Raw genomic sequence first — 21,330 nt, 5'->3', positions numbered from 1 at the left:
GACTAACTGCCCGGTTACACCTCGTAAAGTTCGAGCGGTAACCCATCGGGGTCGGTAAAAAAGGTAAAGCGCTTGCCTGTAAATTCATCAATGCGGATAGGCTCGGTAACTACCTCCAGCTCGTTTAAATAAAATACCGCCTCGTCTATATCAGCCACCTCAAAAGCTAAGTGGCGCAGGCCGGCGGCTTCAGGTCGCGATGGCCTTGGTGTGGGGTCAGGAAAAGAAAAAAGCTCGATCTGGTATAGTCCGTTAACTTCCAGATCGAGCTTGTATGATTGTCTTGCTTCGCGATAAACTTCGCGTACTATTTTAAAGCCAAGCACTTGTGTATAAAAATATTTAGAACGGTTGTAATCCGAACAGATGATAGCAATATGATGTATCCTGTTCAGTTTAAGCATTACGCGTCGCCTAAAATTACATGCAGTACATTATCGTGTACCATTTTAATATCGGTGATGTTACCAAACAGCTCATCATCAATATTGGTATTGCCAATGCCGTTAACGGTACCTAACAGGCTAAATTCAACCTCACTGGTAGCCATCATCTCTATAAAGCGTTCCTGATCATCAGGGGCAACACTCACTACTACCCTGCCCTGCGCCTCGCCAAACAAAAACGCATCCTTACGTATGCTGCTATCCGTTTCGATATCGAAGCCCAAACCATTAGGCAGGCACGATTCAACCAATGCGATGTATAAACCGCCATCGGCCACATCATGTGCAGACTGTACTACTTTATGCTTAATAAGCTGCTTTATCACCTGGTGCATAGCGTATTCCTTATCCAGATCAAAATAAGGTGCCGGTGCTTTTACTATTTTGTGGTACGATGCCAGGTATTGCGATGAAGCGATATCGTTTTGCGATTCGCCCACCAGGTATATCAGGTCGCCGGGTTGTTTAAAATCAAGCGTCATCAGGTTATCCTGGTCGTCCATTACACCCAGCATACCAATGGTAGGTGTCGGGAATACCGGTCCTTCATCTGATGATTGGTTGTAAAAACTAACGTTACCACCGGTTACCGGAGTTTCAAACTTTAAACAAGCTTCGCCCATTCCCTTTATGGCACCTACAAACTGCCAGTAAACCTCGGGCTTGTAGGGGTTACCGAAGTTTAAACAGTTGGTTATTGCTACCGGTTCGCCGCCTGCACAGGTAATGTTACGGGCAGCTTCGGCAACTGCAATGGCCGTACCTTTTTGCGGGTCGGCATATACATAGCGCGAGTTACAATCGCAGGTTAATACAATAGCTTTGTCGGTTTCTTTAACCGCAACCACCGCTGCATCGCTTGGGCGGTTGGTGGTCATGGTAGCAGTACCTATCATGGAGTCGTACTGGTCGGTAACCCAACGTTTTGATGCAAGGTTGGCATGTGCCACCAAATGCTCGGCCACATCAATTAAGTTTTCGGGCTGGGCAACATCTTCAATTTTAAATTTCTGGTTTTCGGCAAAATAAGCAGGCTCGCGGTATTCGCGTTCGTAAATTGGGGCACCGCCGCCCAATACCAAGTCATCTGCAGGTACATCGGCTACCTTTTCGCCATTCATAAAGTACTCCAGGCGTTGGGTATCGGTTACTTCCCCAATAATAGCGCAATTTAGGTCCCACTTATCAAATACAGCTTCAACAAGCGCTTCTTTACCTTTTTCAACCACAATAAGCATGCGTTCCTGAGATTCGGAAAGCAGTATCTCGTATGGTTTCATGTTCTCCTGGCGCATAGGTACACGATCCAAGTATATTTTCATACCGTGCTCGCCTTTGGCGCTCATTTCTGAGTTTGAGCAGATGATACCTGCCGCACCCATATCCTGCATACCAATAACGGCACCTGTTTTAATTACTTCTAAGGTGGCCTCTAACAACAGTTTCTCCTGGAAAGGGTCACCTACCTGTACTGCCGGCAAATCGTTAACCGAATCTTCGGTAATATCTTTTGATGCGAAAGCCGCGCCATGTATACCATCTTTACCCGTAGCCGACCCAACTATGTATACCGGGTTACCCACACCATAAGAGGTTGCAGACACAGTTTCGCCGGCCTTTACAATACCTGCCGAAAACGCGTTAACCAATGGGTTGATGTTGTAGCACTCGTCAAAGAAAAGCTCGCCGCCTACGGTTGGTATACCAAAGGCATTGCCATAATGACTAATACCTTTAACCACGCCTTTAACCAGCCATTTGGTTTTATCCAGGCTAAGGTCGCCGAAGCGTAACGAATTCATTTGGGCAATAGGGCGTGCACCCATGGTAAATATATCGCGGTTGATACCGCCCACACCCGTAGCAGCGCCCTGGTAAGGCTCCAATGCTGATGGGTGGTTATGTGATTCTATTTTAAATGCGCATCCTACGCCGCCGCCAAGGTCAACCAGTCCGGCATTTTCTTCGCCGGCCTTTGCCAGCATGCGCGGGCCATCCTTAGGCAATGTTTTAAGCCAGGTGATGGAGTTTTTGTATGAGCAGTGCTCGCTCCACATTACCGCGAAGATAGATAGCTCGGTAAAGTTAGGCACGCGGCCCAGTATCTCTTTTATGCGTTCAAATTCTTCGGGTAGTAAGCCAAGATCTTTGGCGGTTTCAACGGTGGTTAATTCCTGCGTCTCCAATGTGTAATTGTTTATGTTGAAAGGATGCGCAAAATTAGCAAAAAAGGCTTAAAGCCGAAAGGAAAAAGCAGAAAGCTTATACACAGCACCTAACAAAAATAGCGACGGTAAAAAACCGTCGCTATTAAATGTATGCGCCTATTTGGCCCCTACTCGCTCAGTTGAAAATTCATAGGGATGGTGTAGCGCACCCTTACCGGCTGGCCGTTTTGCATGCCGGGTTTCCAGGGTTTGGCTAATTTTAGCACACGCAGGGCTTCTTCGTCCATACCGTAGCCGGCTTTGTTTATTACGGTAAGGTCGGATAAGCGGCCATCTTTTTCAATTACAAAGCTGATCAATACCCGGCCGCCCACATTTGCATCCTGTGCCTGTGCCGGAAAGCGCAGGTTACGGCTTAAAAACTTAGCCCATCCGGCAGCGCCGCCATCCGGCTCGGGCATTACCTGCAGGCCTACAGTTGTATGTTCTGAATCATCTACTTTAGGGGCTGTGCCACCGCCGCCACTGGTTACAGGGGTTTCAACAATTGGAGGCACTTTGCCGGTTCCGGTAGTGGTAACAGCACCTACTTCACCTACTATTTTATCAATAACGGGTGGGTCTGTGGTTACCGGCTCGGATGTAACTACCGGCGGTAAGAATGCCGTAGTTTTTACAGGAGGTAATGGTTTTGCGGCAACAGTTTTAACTGGTTGGACTTCCTTTTTTGGAGGTACTACGGTAGGAAGTGAAGGTAGTTCTACTATTACTTCCCTATCATGAGATAATGATATCGGTTGCTTTACTGCATAGTTATACAGCAAGGCGGCCGCAATAATACTGGTAAAGGCAATCCCCATGGCTTTTACCATGGTTTGCCCGTAATGGTTGCGCAGGTCATAAGCACCGTAAGCTTTGTTACGATCGCTGAATACAACGTCGAGCCACTCGGCATTGTACAAATTAAGTTTTGTGTTAAGCATAGCGTTGAAATTTTATTTTCTAATTTAACGCTTTTGCCATATATAATGTTGCATAAATTGCATTTTTACAAAATAATCAATCGTAATTAGCTATTCATACAACTATTATATTGTCAATGCCCTGTTATTGCAAATTATATTTGGAACAGGAAAATTTATTAGAAAGCGTGATCTACCATTTATCGGTTGCAACCTTTTTTACCGGCTCAGCTTTCTTAAAATTCGACACTTTATCCATGTATTCCTTTATTTTATTGGCCGTGCTTATACTAAATGCACCTGCCTGGGCCAGTATGGCGTCGGCCTCTTTTTTGCCGTATTTGGTCTGCAATTTCTCTAAGGGAATATCCAAACCGGCAACAGGTACCATATTGTTAAACCTGTCGCGTACGTAGGGCGTATATAAAAAATCGCTTAGCTTATAGCGGTACTTACCTTCTTTGGTTTCTATAAACAAGGTGTACGATATAGCACCGGTTTCCTTACGTATCATGGATGGGCCGTTGTATACTAAAAATTTACCCTTACCATCTACGCTGTTGGGTGCAAACTTTTTATCGGCGGGTATTAATAGCTTAAAGGCTTTGGTAAATGCGCGGCTACGGTTGTAAAGGGTATCGGCGGTAAAGCCCGGCTTATCAACTACATGGTAATATACATAGTTGTTATTCTCATCAAACTGTAGTGAATCTTTTTGTGCCGAGGCGGTTTGGGCAAACCACATACACAAAAAACCGAGTAATATTTTTTTCATGTTATAAAGATAAGCCATCCGTAAGGATATACGGATGGCTTATAAAAAATCAGATCGTTTAGTTTTAAAACGCTTAGAAAGCGTATACAGCTGCTAATACAAATTGTGAAGCTGTTTTAGTACCTGCTAATTTGCTATCGGTAAAGCCATCAGTTATGGCTTTATTATTATCAAACCTTACCTCTGGGATAAAGGTTAGCGGGCCGCCCTTAATGTTGGCGGTAAAGGTATAAGCCATTACCGAGCTACCTGGTTTAGGGCCAAAGGTTGCATAAGTACCTGTTTTAGTTTTAAAGTACTCGCCTCTTACACCTAAAGTAACATCTTTAGATACCGCTAATTGTGGGTATAAAGCTACGCCTGTAAAACCACCTGTTGCAACCGCATCAGCTGCCGAAAAATCTGCAGCGTTTAAGCCCAATTTAAATGCACTGGTTATTTGGTAGGTTGTGGTCAGGTCAATTTCGGTACCCGATAATTTGCCGCTTAATAAATTGATGTAAGCTGTCCAGCCGGTTACAGGGGCCAGCATTAATTGCGCGCCAAAGGTATTTACCTTGTTTATTGATTTGTAGTAGTTCCACGAATCGTTAAATATACCGGCCATTAAACTTGCCTTGCTGCTAAAAGCGTAAGTAGCTTTAAAGCCGGGGTTTTGGAACGGACCATTGGTGAACAAATATGAAGTTGAGTAGTTAAAGTTACCCACCGGGCTAATCACCTCGTAACCCATAAATGTTGCCATATAACCTGCGGTTAAGTTAAACTGGTCAGTTACATCGTACGATACATATAAGTTTTGAATGTGGTAGCTGTTGCTGGTTTCGTCGTAAGTACCGGCAGCAGTTGGTATAGACTGCGACTGGCCGCGCGGACCGAATGACAACTCGCCTACAAAGGCAGCCTTACCTACTTTTTTCTTTAAAGCAAGGTCTATCATACCGATAGAGACAGAATTTTGATCAGAAGCAAAGCTGGTAGGGAAGTTACTATGTTTAGAGAAGTCGTACTTATAATAAGTATCAACAGAACCCGATATAGCCAAAGGCGGATCGGTTTTAGTGCTATCCTGCGCACTTGCTGCAAACACTGTAGCTACAAAGAAAGATAAAAGTAAAAGTCTTTTTTTCATGATAAGGGATTGTGATTAATGATTTTTGTTAATTGTTGTTAATTTTTATTATTATTTGGTCAGGTATTTAGCAGTATTTACATTAAACGCCTTGTTTTTCATCTGATTTTCATAAAAAAATAAATAATTTTCTATAATAATCAGCATATCTAATCTTAACGGCGTTATAAATAATTAAAATCTATTAAATAGATATAAATTATCAATTTTTTTATGAAATTATGAATGAATTTTAATAAAAACAAATTATTTATGATATAATTTCAATAATTAGCACCTAATTTTTAATTAATTGCATTATTTATTAACATTTATATTCACAATAAATCAAAATAGAAAGTCGATAATTATAAATATTATAATTTATCAATATTATGAGGTAAGTATTTTAGCTTTATGGCAATAAATACGAGTTTTAAACAAATTTTTTATTTAAATACTTGCTATGCATGCATAAAGTATCGGATTTTCATTGAAATTATGGCAAAAACAGACATAATTTACCAGTAAATAATATTATTTTAACAAAATAGCCGCGAATTAACAATCAAACAGGTTTATACCTGTTATTTTAAATGATTTTATAATTTTGGGCTAAACCAATTGTTACCATTATGTCCAATATCCGTTTTCAGGCCTTAAGGGCAGTGCTAAACCGCGAGATACCCGAAGTTAAATTCCCTTCTTCCAAAATATCCGATTATTTCGGTGCAAATGTTTTCGATAAAAAGAAAATGAAGGAATATTTATCGGCCGATGCCTTTGCAAGCATTATAAACTCGATAGATAATGGCGAAACCATCCCCCGCGATATGGCCGACCAGGTGGCATCGTCAATGCGATCATGGGCAATGGGCAAGGGCGCTACACACTACACCCACTGGTTTCAACCTTTAACGGGCACCACCGCCGAAAAGCATGACGCCTTTTTTGAACCCACAAGCGATGGCGGATCGATAGAGCGCTTTAGCGGCGACGCGCTGGCACAGCAGGAGCCTGATGCATCCAGCTTCCCCAGCGGTGGTATACGCAATACTTTTGAGGCCCGCGGTTACACCGCCTGGGATCCATCCTCCCCTGCCTTTATAATGGGCCGAACCTTATGTATACCTACTGTATTTGTATCGTACACCGGCGAAGCGCTGGATTATAAAGTACCTTTATTAAAGGCCCTAAGCGCCCTGGATAAAGCCGCCGTAGATGTTTGTCACTATTTTGATAAAAGCATCGAAAAGGTGAATGCATCATTAGGTATAGAACAGGAGTACTTTTTGGTAGATACCGCCTTGTTTAATGCCCGGCCCGATCTGTATTTAACAGGCCGCACCTTATTTGGCCACATGTCTGCCAAAAACCAGCAGTTAGAAGATCATTACTTTGGATCGATACCAAGCCGTGCCTATGCCTTTATGCAGGATATGGAAACCGAGGCCCTGCAATTAGGTATACCCTTAAAAACCCGCCATAACGAGGTTGCACCATCACAGTTTGAGTGCGCACCCATTTACGAAGAGATAAACTTGGCTATTGACCATAACCAGTTATTAATGGATATTATGGACCGCGTAGCCAAACGCCATAACTTTAAGGTATTGCTGCACGAAAAACCTTATGCAGGCATCAACGGCTCGGGCAAGCACAATAACTGGAGTATGATAACCAATACCGGTAAAAACCTGTTATCGCCGGGCAAAACGCCAAAAAACAATCTAATGTTTTTGACCTTTTTTGTGAATACCATAAGGGCGGTACACGAGCATGCCGATCTATTGCGCGCATCTATAGCATCGGTAAATAATGACCATCGCCTGGGTGCTAACGAGGCCCCTCCTGCTATTATATCTATATTTTTGGGCAGCCAGTTAAACGATGTATTAGACGAGATAGACACATCGCGCCTGAGCAAAAAAATAAAGGAAGAGAACTCGCTATGGCAGGGCATCCCTAAAATAACCAACATATTACGAGACAATACCGACCGTAACCGCACATCGCCTTTTGCCTTTACAGGTAATAAGTTTGAGTTGCGCGCGGTGGGCTCGTCGGCTAACTCGGCCAGCCCTATGACCATATTAAACCTGATAGTGGCCGACCAGCTTAAAAAATTCAAATACGATGTAGATAAGCTGATAAAAAAAGGCGAGAAAAAGGATGTGGCCTTAATGACCATTATTAAAAGGTATATCAAAGAATCGCGCAATATCCGTTTTGAAGGCAATGGCTACAGCGCCGAGTGGGAAAAAGAAGCCGAAGCACGCGGCCTGGCCAACATAAAAACCACACCTAAGGCTTTAGACGCGCTGGTTACCGACAAGGCCGAGCACCTGTTTGCCGAAACCGGGGTATTTACCAAACGCGAAGCGGATGCCCGCCACGAGATACTGTTAGATAGCTTTTATAAAAAATTACAGATAGAGGCACGCGTTATGGGCGAGCTTACCATGAATTTGATAGTACCGGCGGCTATAGCCTATCAATCAAAACTGGTAGAGAACGTGAAAGGACTTAAAGATATTGGGCTTGATAAAAGCACGTACGCCGCGCAGGTTGATATTATTAATAAAATAGCCGAGCATATTAACTTTATAAAAACCAATGTAGAGGAAATGGTGAACGAGCGTAAAAAAGCCAACGCGGTTGAAGATATACGCCAACGCGCTATTGATTACGACGAAAAGGTTAAAACCTATTTTGCCCCAATACGCTACCATGTAGACAAGCTGGAAACGCTGGTTGACGACTCGTTATGGCCGCTGCCTAAGTTTAGGGAATTGTTGTTTATTAGGTAAGATTAATTATGCCGATGAGTTTACTCACCACTGCCCTCTCTCTCCGTTGGCTAACGGAAAGAGAGGGTTTTTTTATTCCCTATCACCAGATAAAGTTTTTTATCAATTTGTTTGCTCTTTAGTTTCAACGCTTATATCCGATGGTAAGCCTCGTTCGCCGTCTTCAACTTCTTCTATATACTGGTGTTTTAAATGGTCATAAAGCGAGTGTTTGTCTATGATAATAGATACCAGACTGGCTATCATCCCAGCCAAAATCAAATGGAATATAACGCTGTGGCGGTCTGTCATTTCCAATACCAAAATAACCGATGTGAATGGCGACCGTGTAACGCCTGTTAAAAACCCAACCATACCGGCCAATATCAATAAATTGGTATTGGCCCCCGAAAGATGGAACCAACCCGAAACCACTGAGCCTACGCTTGCACCGGCAGCAAGGGCCGGTGCAAATATACCGCCTGCCGCACCTGTTGTAAATGATACCAGCGGGCCTGTAATGCGCAGTATAGGCATAAACCAGGTTGAATATTTAAAAGGGCTAAACAGCGTTTGCACCATTAAATCCTTCCCCGAGCCCAACACACCCATATTTATAAAATAAGCCATTCCGGCCATTAAAAAAGCACAGGCACCCACATACATGGCATGCTGATAAGTAAAATTAAATTTAGCCTTCCAGGCAAAAATGAATAGTATTAATTTACCCATAGCACTGCCCAGTAGTCCTGCTATTATGGCAACCAGTACAACCCCGGCAAATATGAAAGGTGATAAACCATCGATTTTAGGGTACCCCAAATAAAGATATGGTCCCAATAATGCCTGCGCCGATAAACCTGCAATAATAACGGACGAAAATATGGCTGTTTTAAAATAGCTAAAGTGGGTTTTTGTAAGCTCTTCAATAGCAAATACAATACCGCCCAGGGGCGTATTAAATGCGGCTGCAAGGCCGGCTGCAGCACCCGTAACTATCATGTTGCGCTTAGCAATTTTGGGCCACCATTTTGGTAGCACATGATATATTATTTTAAATACCGAAGCTGATATTTGTATAGTTGGCCCCTCGCGCCCAATGGCTCCGCCACCTAATGCCATCACCAGGCTCGACATTACTTTTACCAGGATGATTTTAATACTTAAAAATTTATTATTCTTTTGATTGTCTTTTACAGCCGACAGTTGTATAGCAGCCATCACCTGCGGTATACCGCTACCCTTTGAGTAAGGTGCCAACTTTTTAACCATCCACCACGCCAATAAGAAACATACAGGTGTTAAAATAAATAAAAACCATTCGTGGCCGCGAATAATGTACCCTGTTAAATTTTCAGCTGCCAAAAAAAGCTTGGTATATATTACCGCGAATAACCCTGTAATTATTGATGCTATCCAAAATGGAATAGCTATCAAGGCGTTCTTCTTTAAATTTTCGTTCCGAATTCTGTCAAATGATCTTTTTAATTGGGCCCTTAGCCAATAAATAAATTCCATGCGGTGATGTTGATATGCAGCGTACTAAAAGAGAATTAGAGCCCTGCAGTTTGAGATTTGAACAAAGATAATAAACTGTAGTAAAGAAAATAGGTTTAAGCAGTATATTTGCCCATGATTTCTCCGCAAAGATATGATCAACGGGGCGTATCTGCATCAAAAGATGATGTACATAATGCCATTAAAAACATTGATAAGGGTATTTTCCCAAAGGCTTTCTGCAAAATAGTACCGGATATATTAACTAATGACGAGCTGTATTGCAATATTATGCATGCCGATGGCGCAGGTACAAAATCGTCATTAGCATACACCTATTGGAAAGAAACCGGCGACATATCTGTTTGGCGCGGTATAGCACAGGATGCCATTATTATGAACCTCGACGACCTGCTTTGCGTAGGTGCTACCGATAACATATTGCTATCATCAACCATCGGCCGTAACAAAAACCTGATACCCGGTGAAGTAATAGCGGCCATCATTAACGACACCGAAGAGATATTGGCCGAATTAAGGGACGCCGGTATAGGCATCTACTCTACTGGTGGCGAAACTGCCGATGTAGGCGACCTGGTGCGTACCATTATAGTAGATTCGACAGTTACCTGCCGCATGAAACGCGAGGATGTAATATCAAACCACCGCATACAACCCGGCGATGTAATTGTAGGCCTGGCATCATACGGGCAGGCCAGTTACGAAAAAGAGTATAACGGCGGCATGGGCTCAAACGGGTTAACATCTGCCCGCCACGATGTGTTCAACAAAACCATTGCTGCTAAGTATACCGAAAGCTATGACCCCGCCCTTCCGCTGGACCTGGTGTTTTCGGGCAGTAAAAACCTAACCGACCTTATTGACCTTGGCAACGGGCAAACTATAACTGCCGGCAAGCTGGTACTATCGGCAACCCGCACCTACGCCCCTATCATCAAAAAGATGCTGGATGGTTACCGCAGCCAAATACATGGCATGGTGCATTGCAGCGGCGGCGCGCAAACCAAGGTGCTGCACTTTATAGATAACCTGCACGTTATAAAAAACAACCTATTCCCTATCCCGCCGCTATTTAAGCTGATACAGGAAGAGAGTAACACCAGCTGGCAAGAGATGTACAAGGTGTTTAACATGGGCCACCGTATGGAGCTTTATGTTCCGAAAGAAATAGCCCAGGAGCTGATAGAGATTTCAACCGGCTTTGGTGTAGATGCACAAATAATTGGCCTTGTAGAGGCTGCTAATAAAAAGCAGGTAACGGTTACCTCGCCTTACGGAGAGTTTATATACAACTAAAATTACCCACCCTGACTTTTTAGGGACCACTAAAAATACGATCCCCGCGGTAATACTGCCGGGGATTTTTTGTGATATACAAAACAGGTGCTTTTTTATATGGATTATTTTGTTATATTAGTTAGCCGCACACCTGCAAAAAAAATGGAAAAAATCCCTGTGTAAGCAGCAAAATAAACGAAAAATTTATAGCTAAGTCAACAATATAAACGAAGGGTAATACAAACCCTGTAAAACAAAAAGAGCCCCGCAATGCGGGGCTCTTTTTGTTGAGGTATGTACCTTATTAGTTGAATATATAACGTACACCAATTTGACCCTGGAAACGAGAGAACTGGCTAATATCATTTTTAAATGAGTTAGTAACTGGTACCTGGTTAGTAGCATCAAGGTAAGGGAACGAGTAGGTTGGACGACCTGAAATAGGGTCATTACCAACGTATTTCAACACAGTGGTAGCACCGTTGTTAAAGCCGCTATATGATGTTTTGTAAACACCCCATTCGCGGTTAAGCAGGTTACCAACGTTAATAACATCAAAGGTAAACTCCAGTGTATTCTTAACCTTACCAACAGGGATAAAGAAGTCCTGTGCAAAGTGGAAATCAATTCGTTTGTAGGTAGGCAATATAACAGCGTTTCTTTGCGCATATTGGCCACGGTGGCTATTTAAGTAACCATCCTGGTTGATGAAGTTATTCAATTGGCCCCATAACTGGTCAGGTGTACGCAAATCCGAAGGATCATTAGCTACTAAAAGGATGTCACCTTTGGCTTTAGGTATGTACATCAGGTCGTTAGTAGCACCATCGCCGTTAGGGTCGCCGGCGGTGATGTATGATACTGCACCGTTGTTGGCAGCTTCAAACACTAAACCAACTGTACTTGCAGCATTTTTAGCGTATTGTTTACGGTATGATAATGAAGCGATTATCCTGTTTGGTTGTACAAACGAGCTGTTTGATAAGTTATCCAAATTCGGGTTACCGGCTACATAACGTGTGCTCCAGATAGTTGAAGCGGTAGACCCACCGTCGTTAACATCTTTAGATGTTGTGTGGGTGTACGCTACGTTAGCATAAAAGCCATTGCTGAAGCTTTTTTGTAACTGACCTGTAATAAAGTACGAGTAACCTTTGCTTGTGTTACGCATGTAATATAACCCTGTGATACCCGGGTTAGTCGCGCTTTGCGGCGATGCAGTAGAAGGTGTGGTGTTTTTTGAATTGTAACGTATCTGTCCTTCGGTACCAGGCAGCGTAGTGAAGCCATCAGATACTACTAAGTTTTGGTGATAGATAGCGTTAACATCCTTAGTATAAGCACCTTCAATTGTACCTATAATACCCCATGGTAATTTTTGATCGATAGCTAAGTTGGTTCTCCAAATTTTTGGATATTTCAAATTAGGATCGGCAACATCTAACTCGTATGAGGTATTAGCAGCACCTTGAGCAGGGCGGTTTGCATTAACATCAGGGTTAAATACTAATTGGTTGTTTTGTGCCGGCGTATTGTTTACGTTACCTTTTGTAACTGTGTACGAACCAAATAACAAGCCATTGTTTGATGCCTGGTTAGATATCCATACAAACGGTACCGAGCCTGTAAATAAGCCTGTTCCACCGCGTAATTGGGTAGATTGGTCGCCTTTAACATCCCAGTTAAAACCAACGCGTGGTGATAACTGCACCCTATTTTTAGGCAATTTAGAAACATCAACTTGTGTACCACCCTGGAATGTTAAGGCAGCAGCATTAGCATTTGGCGCTAAAGAAGTCGGGAACGCATCATAATCGGCCCTTAAGCCGTAAGTAAGCTTAAAGTTATCAGTAACGCTATATTTATCTTGCGCGTAAACACTGTAAATAGAGGCCTTAATTTTAGCATAAGGGAATGCATTACCTACTGCAGAATAACGCAGCGTGTAGGCAGCAGCAGGTAATCCGTTAAGGAAATCTGAAGCTGAATTGTAAGTATATAAACCGTTATAATCAGGAGCAAAACCGTTGGTATAGCTTTGTATTTGGTTGCTTGTACCTAAAGTTATCTCGTGTTTACCGGCATAAATGGTAAAGTCATCGGCAAATTGCCAAATGTTGGTGCTTAGCAAGTTACCTGCTGTATAAAGCTCAGACCCGAAGCTTGTTGCAGTTGCAGTGGCCGGGGTAATAACTGTGCCATCCGCAGCAGTAACACCATTACCAATATCAACCATCGGGATTGAACTGCTACCTAAAAAGCTACGGAAATCTCTTAAAGCCGAGTAACCAACGGTAAGCTTGTTTGACATAGTATTGCTAACACGTGTAGCTAACTCAACTATACCAATATTAAAGTTGTTGTTAATGGTATAACCTGAGCCAAAGAAAGGTAAGGTTGATGGGCCTGGCGCACGTGTTGTACCAAAACCTACACCACCATTAGTTATACCTGAGTTACTTGCAGGCTGATCTTTAAACGATTTTAAGTAGAAATATTTAGCACTTAAAACGTTGTTCTTATCGATATTCCAATCCAGCTTTGCTGTTATCTTATCACTTGATGTAGTGTAGTTATAACCCTGGTACGGTCCCGGATCGTATCCAAGGCCGATAAGTTTATTCCTGATAGCATCCAATGTGCTTGATTGTACCTGCGAAACGTTAGCACCGCTTGCACCAGCACCGCCTGCTACGTATACCGCTGATGGTGGTTGGCTGATCCTTTCCTGCTCGCCTGATACGAATAAGAATAATTTGTTTTTAATGATCGGGCCGCCTACTGCAATACCATCAGTGTGATAATCAAATGATGTTACGTTCAGGTTGGTTGGGCCTACGTGGTAACCCGTTAATTTAGAGCCGCGTAAAAAATAGTAAGCTGTTCCTTTAACCTGGTTAGTACCCGATTTTACAACTGTATTGATACCAGCGCCTGTAAAGTTACCCTGACGAACGTCGTAAGGAGCAATATCAACCTGTATCTGGTCAATAGCGTCTAACGATATTGGTTGTGAACTGGTTTGGCCACCTAAAGTACCTGATAATCCAAAAGAGTTGTTGAACAAAGCACCATCAACTGTTAAGTTGTTAAAGGTACTTGAACGGCCACCAAAACTTAAACCATTGGCTGAAGGAGTTAATTTTGTAAAATCCTGCAACGAACGGTTAATGGTAGGCAATGTCTCTATCTGGCTGCGGGTAATGGTTTCGCGTGCACCAGTGCGCGACGAGTTAATTACCTTACCTTGTGTACCCGAGATGGTTACCTCTTTTAAAGAGGTGGTATTATCTTCGAGCACAGCAGGTATTCTTTGATCCTGGCCAATTGATAAAGTGATGCCTTCCTGGGTAAAATCTTTATACCCGATAAAAGATACTTTAAAGCTGTAGGGGCCACCAACCCTTAAGTTGGGGATGTTGTAACGGCCATCTGCACGGGTAACAGTTGAGTATACTGTTCCGGTTGGCTGGTGAGTAATAGATACTGTAGCACCGGGTATACCACCTTTGCTATCGGTAACCGTACCGTTAATGGATGCTGTTGTAACACCCTGTGCGTTAACATTTTTATTAGCTAAAAATGTTAAGCCGGTTAATAATAAAAATAGAAGTAAATGCTTCCTCATACGCTGTTTTTTTGTTTGACTTAAGTGAGTTATCGTTTGGTGATTAAAACTTTCGGCAAATATAACCACTATAATTATGTGGTATATTAACTTTGTGTTAATAATAATTATATATTTTTCAACACTTTGCGGTATTTTTAAGCATAAATGAAATTTTGATGAATATTTAATGCAACTTTTGCATTGCAAATGTCATATTTCAAAGCAACTTTTGTGATTTTCAGTTACAAAGATTATCTTTCCGGCCAAAATTCTAAATCATCCCCATTTTTTCATTTCCACTGCTTTTTAGTTAGCTTTGGCATTTCAAAATCAATATATATTATATGGACTACGATTTAATAGTTATAGGTTCAGGCCCGGGCGGCTATGTGGCTGCTATTCGCGCATCACAGTTAGGTTTAAAAACAGCCATTATCGAAAAAGAATCGTTAGGTGGTATTTGCCTTAACTGGGGTTGTATCCCAACTAAAGCTTTACTAAAAAGCGCACAGGTATTTGAATATTTAAACCATGCGTCAGAGTATGGCATAAAAACCAATGGCGGCGAAATTGATTTTGAATCTGTAATAAAAAGGAGCCGTGGCGTTGCCGATGGTATGAGCAAAGGTGTTCAGTTCCTGATGAAAAAGAACAAAATTGATGTTATTATAGGCTACGGGTCTTTAAAAGCTAAAAACACCGTATCCGTAAAAATGGAAGACGGTTCGGCGAAAGACTTTACAGCTAACCATATTATATTGGCAACAGGTGGCCGCTCGCGCGAGTTACCAAGCCTTAAGCAAGACGGTAAAAAGGTTATCGGGTATCGCCAGGCTATGGTATTACCACAACAACCAAAATCAATGGTGGTAGTGGGTTCAGGTGCCATCGGTATCGAGTTTGCTTACTTTTATAATGCCATAGGTACCAAAGTTACCGTGGTTGAGTTTTTAGATAACATTGTGCCGTTAGAGGATGAAGAGATATCAAAAGGTTTGCTACGCATACTTAAAAAACAAGGTATCAATATCATGACCGGCTCGACAGTTGAATCTGTTGACACCAATGGCGAAGGTTGCAGGGTAAATGTTAAAACTGCAAGCGGAAACATAGTTTTAGAAGCCGACGTAGTGTTATCAGCCATTGGTATATCTACTAATATTGAAGGTATAGGCCTTGAAGAAAATGGTGTAAAAACCGATAAAGGCAAAGTTTTGGTTGATGATTTTTACAAAACTAATGTCGAAGGCGTTTATGCAATAGGCGATATTGTTAAAGGCCAGGCATTAGCTCACGTGGCATCTGCCGAAGGCATTATTTGCGTTGAAAAAATAGCAGGTAAAAACCCCGAGCCTTTAGATTACAATAACATACCAGGATGTACTTATTGCTTACCGGAAGTTGCATCGGTTGGTTATACCGAAAAAGCAGCCAAAGAAGCGGGTTATGAAATAAAAGTTGGAAAATTCCCATTCTCAGCATCTGGTAAGGCCAGTGCTGCCGGCGCAAAAGACGGATTTGTAAAGCTAATATTCGATGCTAAATACGGCGAGTTTTTAGGCGCGCACATGCTTGGCCATAATGTTACCGAAATGATAGCCGAAGTAGTTACCGCCCGCAAGCTTGAAGCTACCGGACACGAGATCATCAAATCGGTACACCCACACCCTACCATGAGCGAGGCAGTTATGGAAGCTGCAGCTGATGCTTACGGCGAAGTGATACACTTGTAATATTTAATTACTATACATACAAAAAGCCGCCTGATTTTGGTCAGAGCGGCTTTTTTATTGGCTTAGTCTTGGTGTTATTTCTTCATATACTCTTTATCTAAAAACTCGTAACGGGCCCTTAGTTGGGCGCTTTCCTCTTCTGCTACAGTTTTTGTGTTTAAATTAATGATAGATACCGTGCCGCCTTTAACATTAGCAGACCATTTAGGCACGCCAGAACCATTAGGGTTACCTGTTTTGATAAAGTTAGCAAAATAGGTTTCCATTGTTTCAGACACCTTGTAATCATCTGCCGACCATTGGTATGATTCATTTGTAGCCAGGTTACCCATTGCATATTCAATTTCAAAGGCATGCGGTGCACCATTATACGGCTCGGGCCCTTTAGGCGGGGCAGGTTTTGATGCGTCTGCTTTATTCATACCGCCTGCAAAACCAGGGGTAGCACCTGCCATTTTTGCGGTCATTGGTGGTTTACTTTTAGAAAATATGTAACGATAAACCGGCTTGCCGCTGGTTTGGGCATGAATATCAGTCCATTTCCAGGTGGCGTAAACTATAAAGCGATCACTAGCCAGTTCAGTAGCCGATTTAATGATCTCCGCTTCAGTAGTACCGGGGTATAATTTGGCTACTTCATCAGCTTTAGCCGCATAAAACATTTTTAGCTGTTTCATGTAATTTTCTACAGTTGGGGCATTGCCATACATTACTGCCTGGTAAGGGATTTCGGCCGAATTCCAGCCGGCAAGTAAAGGCACGTGGGCTTGTTCGCCTGCGGCATATGATTCAGCAGGCTTTTTGGTGAAAAAATAGCCATCTACTATAAAACTCATTGATGGGTTACCTGGTTTTGATGCCAGATCTAACAATTGATCGGCAGGAATGGCACGCAAAGCTGCTAAAGTTGTAGCACCCACCTTTTCGCCAAATTTAATCCCATTCTCCTCGCCAACGCTAAGGGTAGCCGGCGCCAACGGAGGGAGCATAGACCCGCTTTCGCCTATTGCGCCATTTATCAGATCTTTAGATAATGGCGATACCATTTGTGCAGATACCGACATAGAACCTGCCGATTCGCCTGCTATGGTTACCCTTTTAGGGTCGCCGCCAAAGGCCGCTATGTTTTGCTGTACCCATTTTAAGGCCGCGGCCTGATCAAGCAGCCCGTAATTGCCAGATGCATGGTGTGGCGATTCTTTGGTTAGCTCCGGGTGCGACATAAAGCCAAATACACCTAAGCGGTAATTCACCGTAAGCGCTATTATACCGCGCTTAGCCATGCTTTCGCCATCATAACGCGCTTCAGATCCGTCCCCTGCTACAAAGCCACCGCCATAAAAATAAACCAGAACCGGCATTTTTTCTTTAGTTGGCTTAGCAGGCACCCAAACATTTAGATAAAGGCAATCCTCACTCATCCCTGCCGACCGAAAACCCATATCGCCAAATACCTTTTTTTGCATGGGGTTATATCCAAATGCATCGCATTTGCGCACACCTGTCCAACTGTTTACAGGTTGCGGTTCTTTCCAGCGCAGTTCACCTATTGGTGGCTGCGCAAAAGGTATCCCCTTAAAGCTATGCACACCCGATTTTTCGGTAACTCCTTCCAGCATACCGTCGCTGATCTTTACCTGCATTTGCGCAAAAACAGCTGTAAAAGCCAACTGCACAAGCATAAACAATGTTAGTTTTTTCATTTATTTAGTTTTATAATTGATTGGTTAAAAAAGGTGGTTATTATTGTATCATTATGTTACAATAATAATTTGTATTATTGGCATTATCAAATATTTGATAAATTAAATGAAAACCATATCCAACATAAACGAAGCGGATCCTGCCGGGCATGGTTTTATACATAACCTGGCTGTTGATGCAGTTATATTTGGTTTTCATGACAACCAATTAAAGGTGCTGCTAATGCAGTACAGCCGGACAGGTTTATACGCGCTGCCTGGCGGCTTTATACGATTAGATGAGAATTTGGATGAAGCGGCAAAACGGGTAGCATCTGAACGTACCGGTTTAACTTCCATTTTTTTAGAACAGTTTCATGTATTTGGCAACCTTGCCCGACACGACCCATCACCATTTATAGCTTTTGCTGAAGGTGATGGCGTGGCCCCTGATCCTGATCATTGGCTTTTTCAGCGATTTATTAGTGTTGGCTATTTTGCTTTAGTTGATTTTACTAAAGTTACCCCTACACCTGATAAGATATTTGACGGTTGTGCATGGTACGAATTAAGTAGTCTACCTGTATTGATACAAGACCATAATCATATCATTCAAAAAGCTTTAGAAGCATTACGCGCCCGGCTTGATGATAAACTGATAGGCTTCAATCTGCTGCCCGATGAGTTTACAATGGGCCAACTGCAGGCCCTTTACGAAACGATATTGGATAAAAAGCTACTTCGGCCTGCCTTTCAGCGTAAAATACTTGGTATGGGCATACTACAGCGCGAAGCTAAAAAATATAGCGGCGGCGCACATAAAGCACCCTACTTGTATAGGTTTATATCAAAATAGTTATTTATATTTATGGCAATGAAACCCACCATCACCATTGAGTATTGCCCCAAATGCAATTGGCTGATGCGTGCCGCCTATATGGCGCAGGAACTGCTAACTACTTTTAACAATGACATATACGGCGTAACACTACAACCAAGTGAAACCGGCGGTAAATACAATATAAGAGTTAATGAAGCGGTAATATTTGACCGCAAAGAACATGGCCGCTTCCCCGAAATAAAGGAGTTAAAACAAATGGTAAGGGATGCCGTTTGCCCCGATAAACGTTTAGGCCATTCAGATAAAAGTATAGGATGATGTTACATTTGAATAGTAAGGTTAACAAAATTCTTTTATGTAGCTTTGCACGTTATTAAAACAGATGCTATCCAAAAAAACTAAATACGCAATAAAGGCATTGGTGGTCATGGGCAAAAACATGGATAAGCCGCCTATGCAGATCTCTAAAATAGCGGAGATAGAAAAGATACCTAAAAAGTTTTTGGAGCAAATTCTGCTGGATTTGCGTAACGCCGGTTTTTTATACAGTAAAAAAGGTGCCGGCGGCGGCTATAGCCTTAACAAGGATCCTAAAGAAATTTTCCTGGTTAGCATTATGCGTATTACCGATGGCCCTATTGCCATGGTACCCTGTGCAAGCTTAAATTTCTATCACCGTTGTGACGAATGTCATCAGGAACATACTTGCGGTATACGTGATGTATTTATTGAGGTGCGTGATGCATCGTTAAAAATATTGTCGGAAACCAGTATAGCCGATATTATAGCACGAGAGAATACGCTTATCAATATCTAATCTACTCCTCGTTAAGTTTCTCGGAGATGTTTTTAATAGCTTTATCTAATTGTGCGGCCGATGTTAAAAGATGGGCTTCTACCTGCGCATAATCCTCTTGTTTGTTTTCACTGTGCTTTAATATGTCTATAATTCCTAAAATATTGGTTAGATGCCTTCTAACCTCGTGTGAATTTATAAAAGCCAACTCTTCTTTTTTAGCAGCGAAAAGCAATTTTTCGTAATGCCGCTTTTGCTTGCCATTACGGTATATCAGGGCAATAGTTACTATTATTAAAGCCGATACAATTACCGTAAAGATCAACCATAGGCGCTCTCGCTCATATATTTCTGCTTTTTGATTATAAGAGCTCTCGGTCTCGTCAATTTTTATTTGCGATGATATATTACCTACCTGCGTAATGCGCGAATTATTCTCCTGCGATTCCTTCAACGCCAATTCATAATTCATTGCAGCAAGCTTGGTGTCACCCCCTTTTTCCGCAATTTGTGCCAGTATTTCATATAAATGATACTTTATTTCGGGATGATTATTATCTGTCGCTACGCTCAATAATCTACTCACTAACACTTGCGCCGAATCTAATTGCCCATTCATGTAATAAGCATCAGAAAGGTGCAGGTCTTCCAATTCGCTAAAAGTGTACCGAGGATTTTGCTTTAATGCAATTATCTGTTTAATTGCCTTTGGGTAATTGTGTTTAAGTAAGCTTAAGTAGTAATCTGTTCTTGCCCTATATGTAGTTATTTTGTACGATACGTTTTCAGGAGAGAGCAGTTTTTTGTGATAAGTAATTAACGAATCGTAATTATGCATCCTGAAATAATTTTCAGACTTATTATAATAAATTACGGTCCGTAACACTTTCTTATTATTTACATCCTTAGCGGTTGTTAATGCCAATGCTTTATCCAAATAATTGATAGATTGCGCATACAAACCCGATTTATAATACAGATCAGATATATTAACATCCAATATTGCCTGCAAATAATTATCCTTTAACGTTAGAGCCTCTTTCTTAGCCATACGATAGCTATAAACCGCACCAATAAAGTTGCCCTCATCGGTTTGTATAAAACCTAAATGGCTTAAAAACTGGTACAAAAGATAGGAGTCTTTTAACTTGGCAGCTATTTGCACGGCCTTTAACATTTTAAGCCCGGCGCTTTTCAAATCCTTTGTTTTATTAAAAGAAAGCCCATCTATAAAGGCTGCAAACGCGTCGCTGTCAGGTAAGTTATACTTAACCAGCAATTGCAAAATTGTATCCGCACCTTTCGCAGACTGTGTAGCCGGTGCATTCTGAAAATAATTTTTTATAAATCTGATCAGTCTTTTTTCCCGCTCTAACTGGTCTTTCTGTTGAATTATATCTATAAGGGTATCACGCTGTATAGGCTGCTGCGCATACAACGAGCCGGTAAACAGGAGTGTAAAAAAAGCGATAAGGGTGCAAAGCTTTTTAAGCATGCGGCGGTTTTTGTATAAATTTACAATAGCTTGCGGTAAAAACAAGCGTTTGTATATCAAAATATTTACAATACGCTACTATGCCTTAAAATGTTACTAGGGCTTAAACAAAAGTGTTGTATAAAG

At 42.0% G+C, this 21,330-nt stretch carries 15 protein-coding genes; 6 read left to right on the top strand and 9 right to left on the bottom strand.

What is annotated here, in order from left to right; all coding sequences use genetic code 11:
• Window positions 1-14: 14 nt before the first annotated feature.
• The 5 genes from FFF34_003800 to FFF34_003780 all read right to left on the bottom strand — a co-directional run bounded on the left by FFF34_003800 (window position 15) and on the right by FFF34_003780 (window position 5,483).
• Complete coding sequence (locus FFF34_003800) at window positions 15-404, bottom strand: VOC family protein (GenBank protein TSD66540.1); 390 nt, start codon at window positions 402-404, stop codon at window positions 15-17.
• The gene (purL, locus tag FFF34_003795) at window positions 404-2,632 is read right to left on the bottom strand and encodes a phosphoribosylformylglycinamidine synthase subunit PurL (protein TSD66539.1); all 2,229 of its coding nucleotides are present in this window, start codon (window positions 2,630-2,632) and stop codon (window positions 404-406) included. The genes FFF34_003800 and purL overlap by 1 nt, the downstream gene beginning before the upstream one ends.
• 149 nt (window positions 2,633-2,781) lie before the next feature.
• A complete protein-coding gene (locus FFF34_003790; GenBank protein TSD66538.1) occupies window positions 2,782-3,597 on the bottom strand; it encodes an energy transducer TonB in 816 nt (271 codons plus the stop codon).
• Between the two features lie 172 nt (window positions 3,598-3,769).
• Window positions 3,770-4,351 (bottom strand): hypothetical protein, encoded by a 582-nt coding sequence (locus tag FFF34_003785; GenBank protein ID TSD66537.1) that lies wholly within the window; start codon window positions 4,349-4,351, stop codon window positions 3,770-3,772.
• A gap of 73 nt (window positions 4,352-4,424) precedes the next feature.
• On the bottom strand, window positions 4,425-5,483 hold the full coding sequence (locus FFF34_003780; GenBank protein TSD66536.1) for a porin: 1,059 nt from the start codon (window positions 5,481-5,483) through the stop codon (window positions 4,425-4,427).
• A 614-nt stretch (window positions 5,484-6,097) separates the two neighbouring features.
• On the opposite strand from FFF34_003780, the gene FFF34_003775 reads away from it, so the two are divergent.
• Window positions 6,098-8,272 carry a glutamine synthetase type III gene (locus FFF34_003775; protein ID TSD66535.1) on the top strand — a complete coding sequence of 725 codons (2,175 nt, stop codon included), beginning with the start codon at window positions 6,098-6,100 and terminating at the stop codon, window positions 8,270-8,272.
• Window positions 8,273-8,374: 102 nt separating this feature from the next.
• On the opposite strand, the gene FFF34_003770 is transcribed toward FFF34_003775, so the two are convergent.
• On the bottom strand, window positions 8,375-9,769 hold the full coding sequence (locus FFF34_003770; GenBank protein ID TSD66534.1) for a chloride channel protein: 1,395 nt from the start codon (window positions 9,767-9,769) through the stop codon (window positions 8,375-8,377).
• Window positions 9,770-9,886: 117 nt separating this feature from the next.
• Between FFF34_003770 and FFF34_003765 the strand changes: the two genes are divergently transcribed.
• Window positions 9,887-11,065, top strand: coding sequence for a phosphoribosylformylglycinamidine cyclo-ligase (locus tag FFF34_003765; GenBank protein ID TSD67950.1), 1,179 nt, complete (start codon window positions 9,887-9,889; stop codon window positions 11,063-11,065).
• A gap of 286 nt (window positions 11,066-11,351) precedes the next feature.
• Here FFF34_003765 and FFF34_003760 read toward each other — a convergent pair whose 3' ends face one another.
• Window positions 11,352-14,675 (bottom strand): TonB-dependent receptor, encoded by a 3,324-nt coding sequence (locus FFF34_003760; GenBank protein TSD66533.1) that lies wholly within the window; start codon window positions 14,673-14,675, stop codon window positions 11,352-11,354.
• Between the two features lie 326 nt (window positions 14,676-15,001).
• Here FFF34_003760 and lpdA point away from each other — a divergent pair, with 326 nt between their 5' ends.
• On the top strand, window positions 15,002-16,390 hold the full coding sequence (lpdA, locus tag FFF34_003755) for a dihydrolipoyl dehydrogenase (GenBank protein TSD66532.1): 1,389 nt from the start codon (window positions 15,002-15,004) through the stop codon (window positions 16,388-16,390).
• A 74-nt stretch (window positions 16,391-16,464) separates the two neighbouring features.
• Here the strand turns inward: lpdA and FFF34_003750 are convergent, their stop codons facing one another.
• On the bottom strand, window positions 16,465-18,093 hold the full coding sequence (locus FFF34_003750) for a carboxylesterase family protein (GenBank protein TSD66531.1): 1,629 nt from the start codon (window positions 18,091-18,093) through the stop codon (window positions 16,465-16,467).
• A gap of 106 nt (window positions 18,094-18,199) precedes the next feature.
• On the opposite strand from FFF34_003750, the gene FFF34_003745 reads away from it, so the two are divergent.
• From FFF34_003745 to FFF34_003735, 3 genes are all read left to right on the top strand, one after another.
• Window positions 18,200-18,928: an NUDIX hydrolase gene (locus FFF34_003745; protein ID TSD66530.1), complete on the top strand. Its 729-nt coding sequence runs from the start codon at window positions 18,200-18,202 to the stop codon at window positions 18,926-18,928.
• Window positions 18,929-18,946: 18 nt separating this feature from the next.
• A complete protein-coding gene (locus tag FFF34_003740) occupies window positions 18,947-19,231 on the top strand; it encodes a SelT/SelW/SelH family protein (protein TSD66529.1) in 285 nt (94 codons plus the stop codon).
• 64 nt (window positions 19,232-19,295) lie between these two features.
• Entirely contained in the window at window positions 19,296-19,730 is a 435-nt protein-coding gene (locus FFF34_003735) for an Rrf2 family transcriptional regulator (GenBank protein ID TSD66528.1), read from the top strand.
• A 1-nt stretch (window position 19,731) separates the two neighbouring features.
• Here FFF34_003735 and FFF34_003730 read toward each other — a convergent pair whose 3' ends face one another.
• A complete protein-coding gene (locus FFF34_003730; protein TSD66527.1) occupies window positions 19,732-21,264 on the bottom strand; it encodes a hypothetical protein in 1,533 nt (510 codons plus the stop codon).
• Between the last annotated feature and the right edge of the window lie 66 nt (window positions 21,265-21,330).

This window comes from Inquilinus sp. KBS0705 (assembly GCA_005938025.2).
GTDB lineage: Bacteria > Bacteroidota > Bacteroidia > Sphingobacteriales > Sphingobacteriaceae > Mucilaginibacter.
This window is presented reverse-complemented; position numbering and strand designations above follow the sequence as displayed.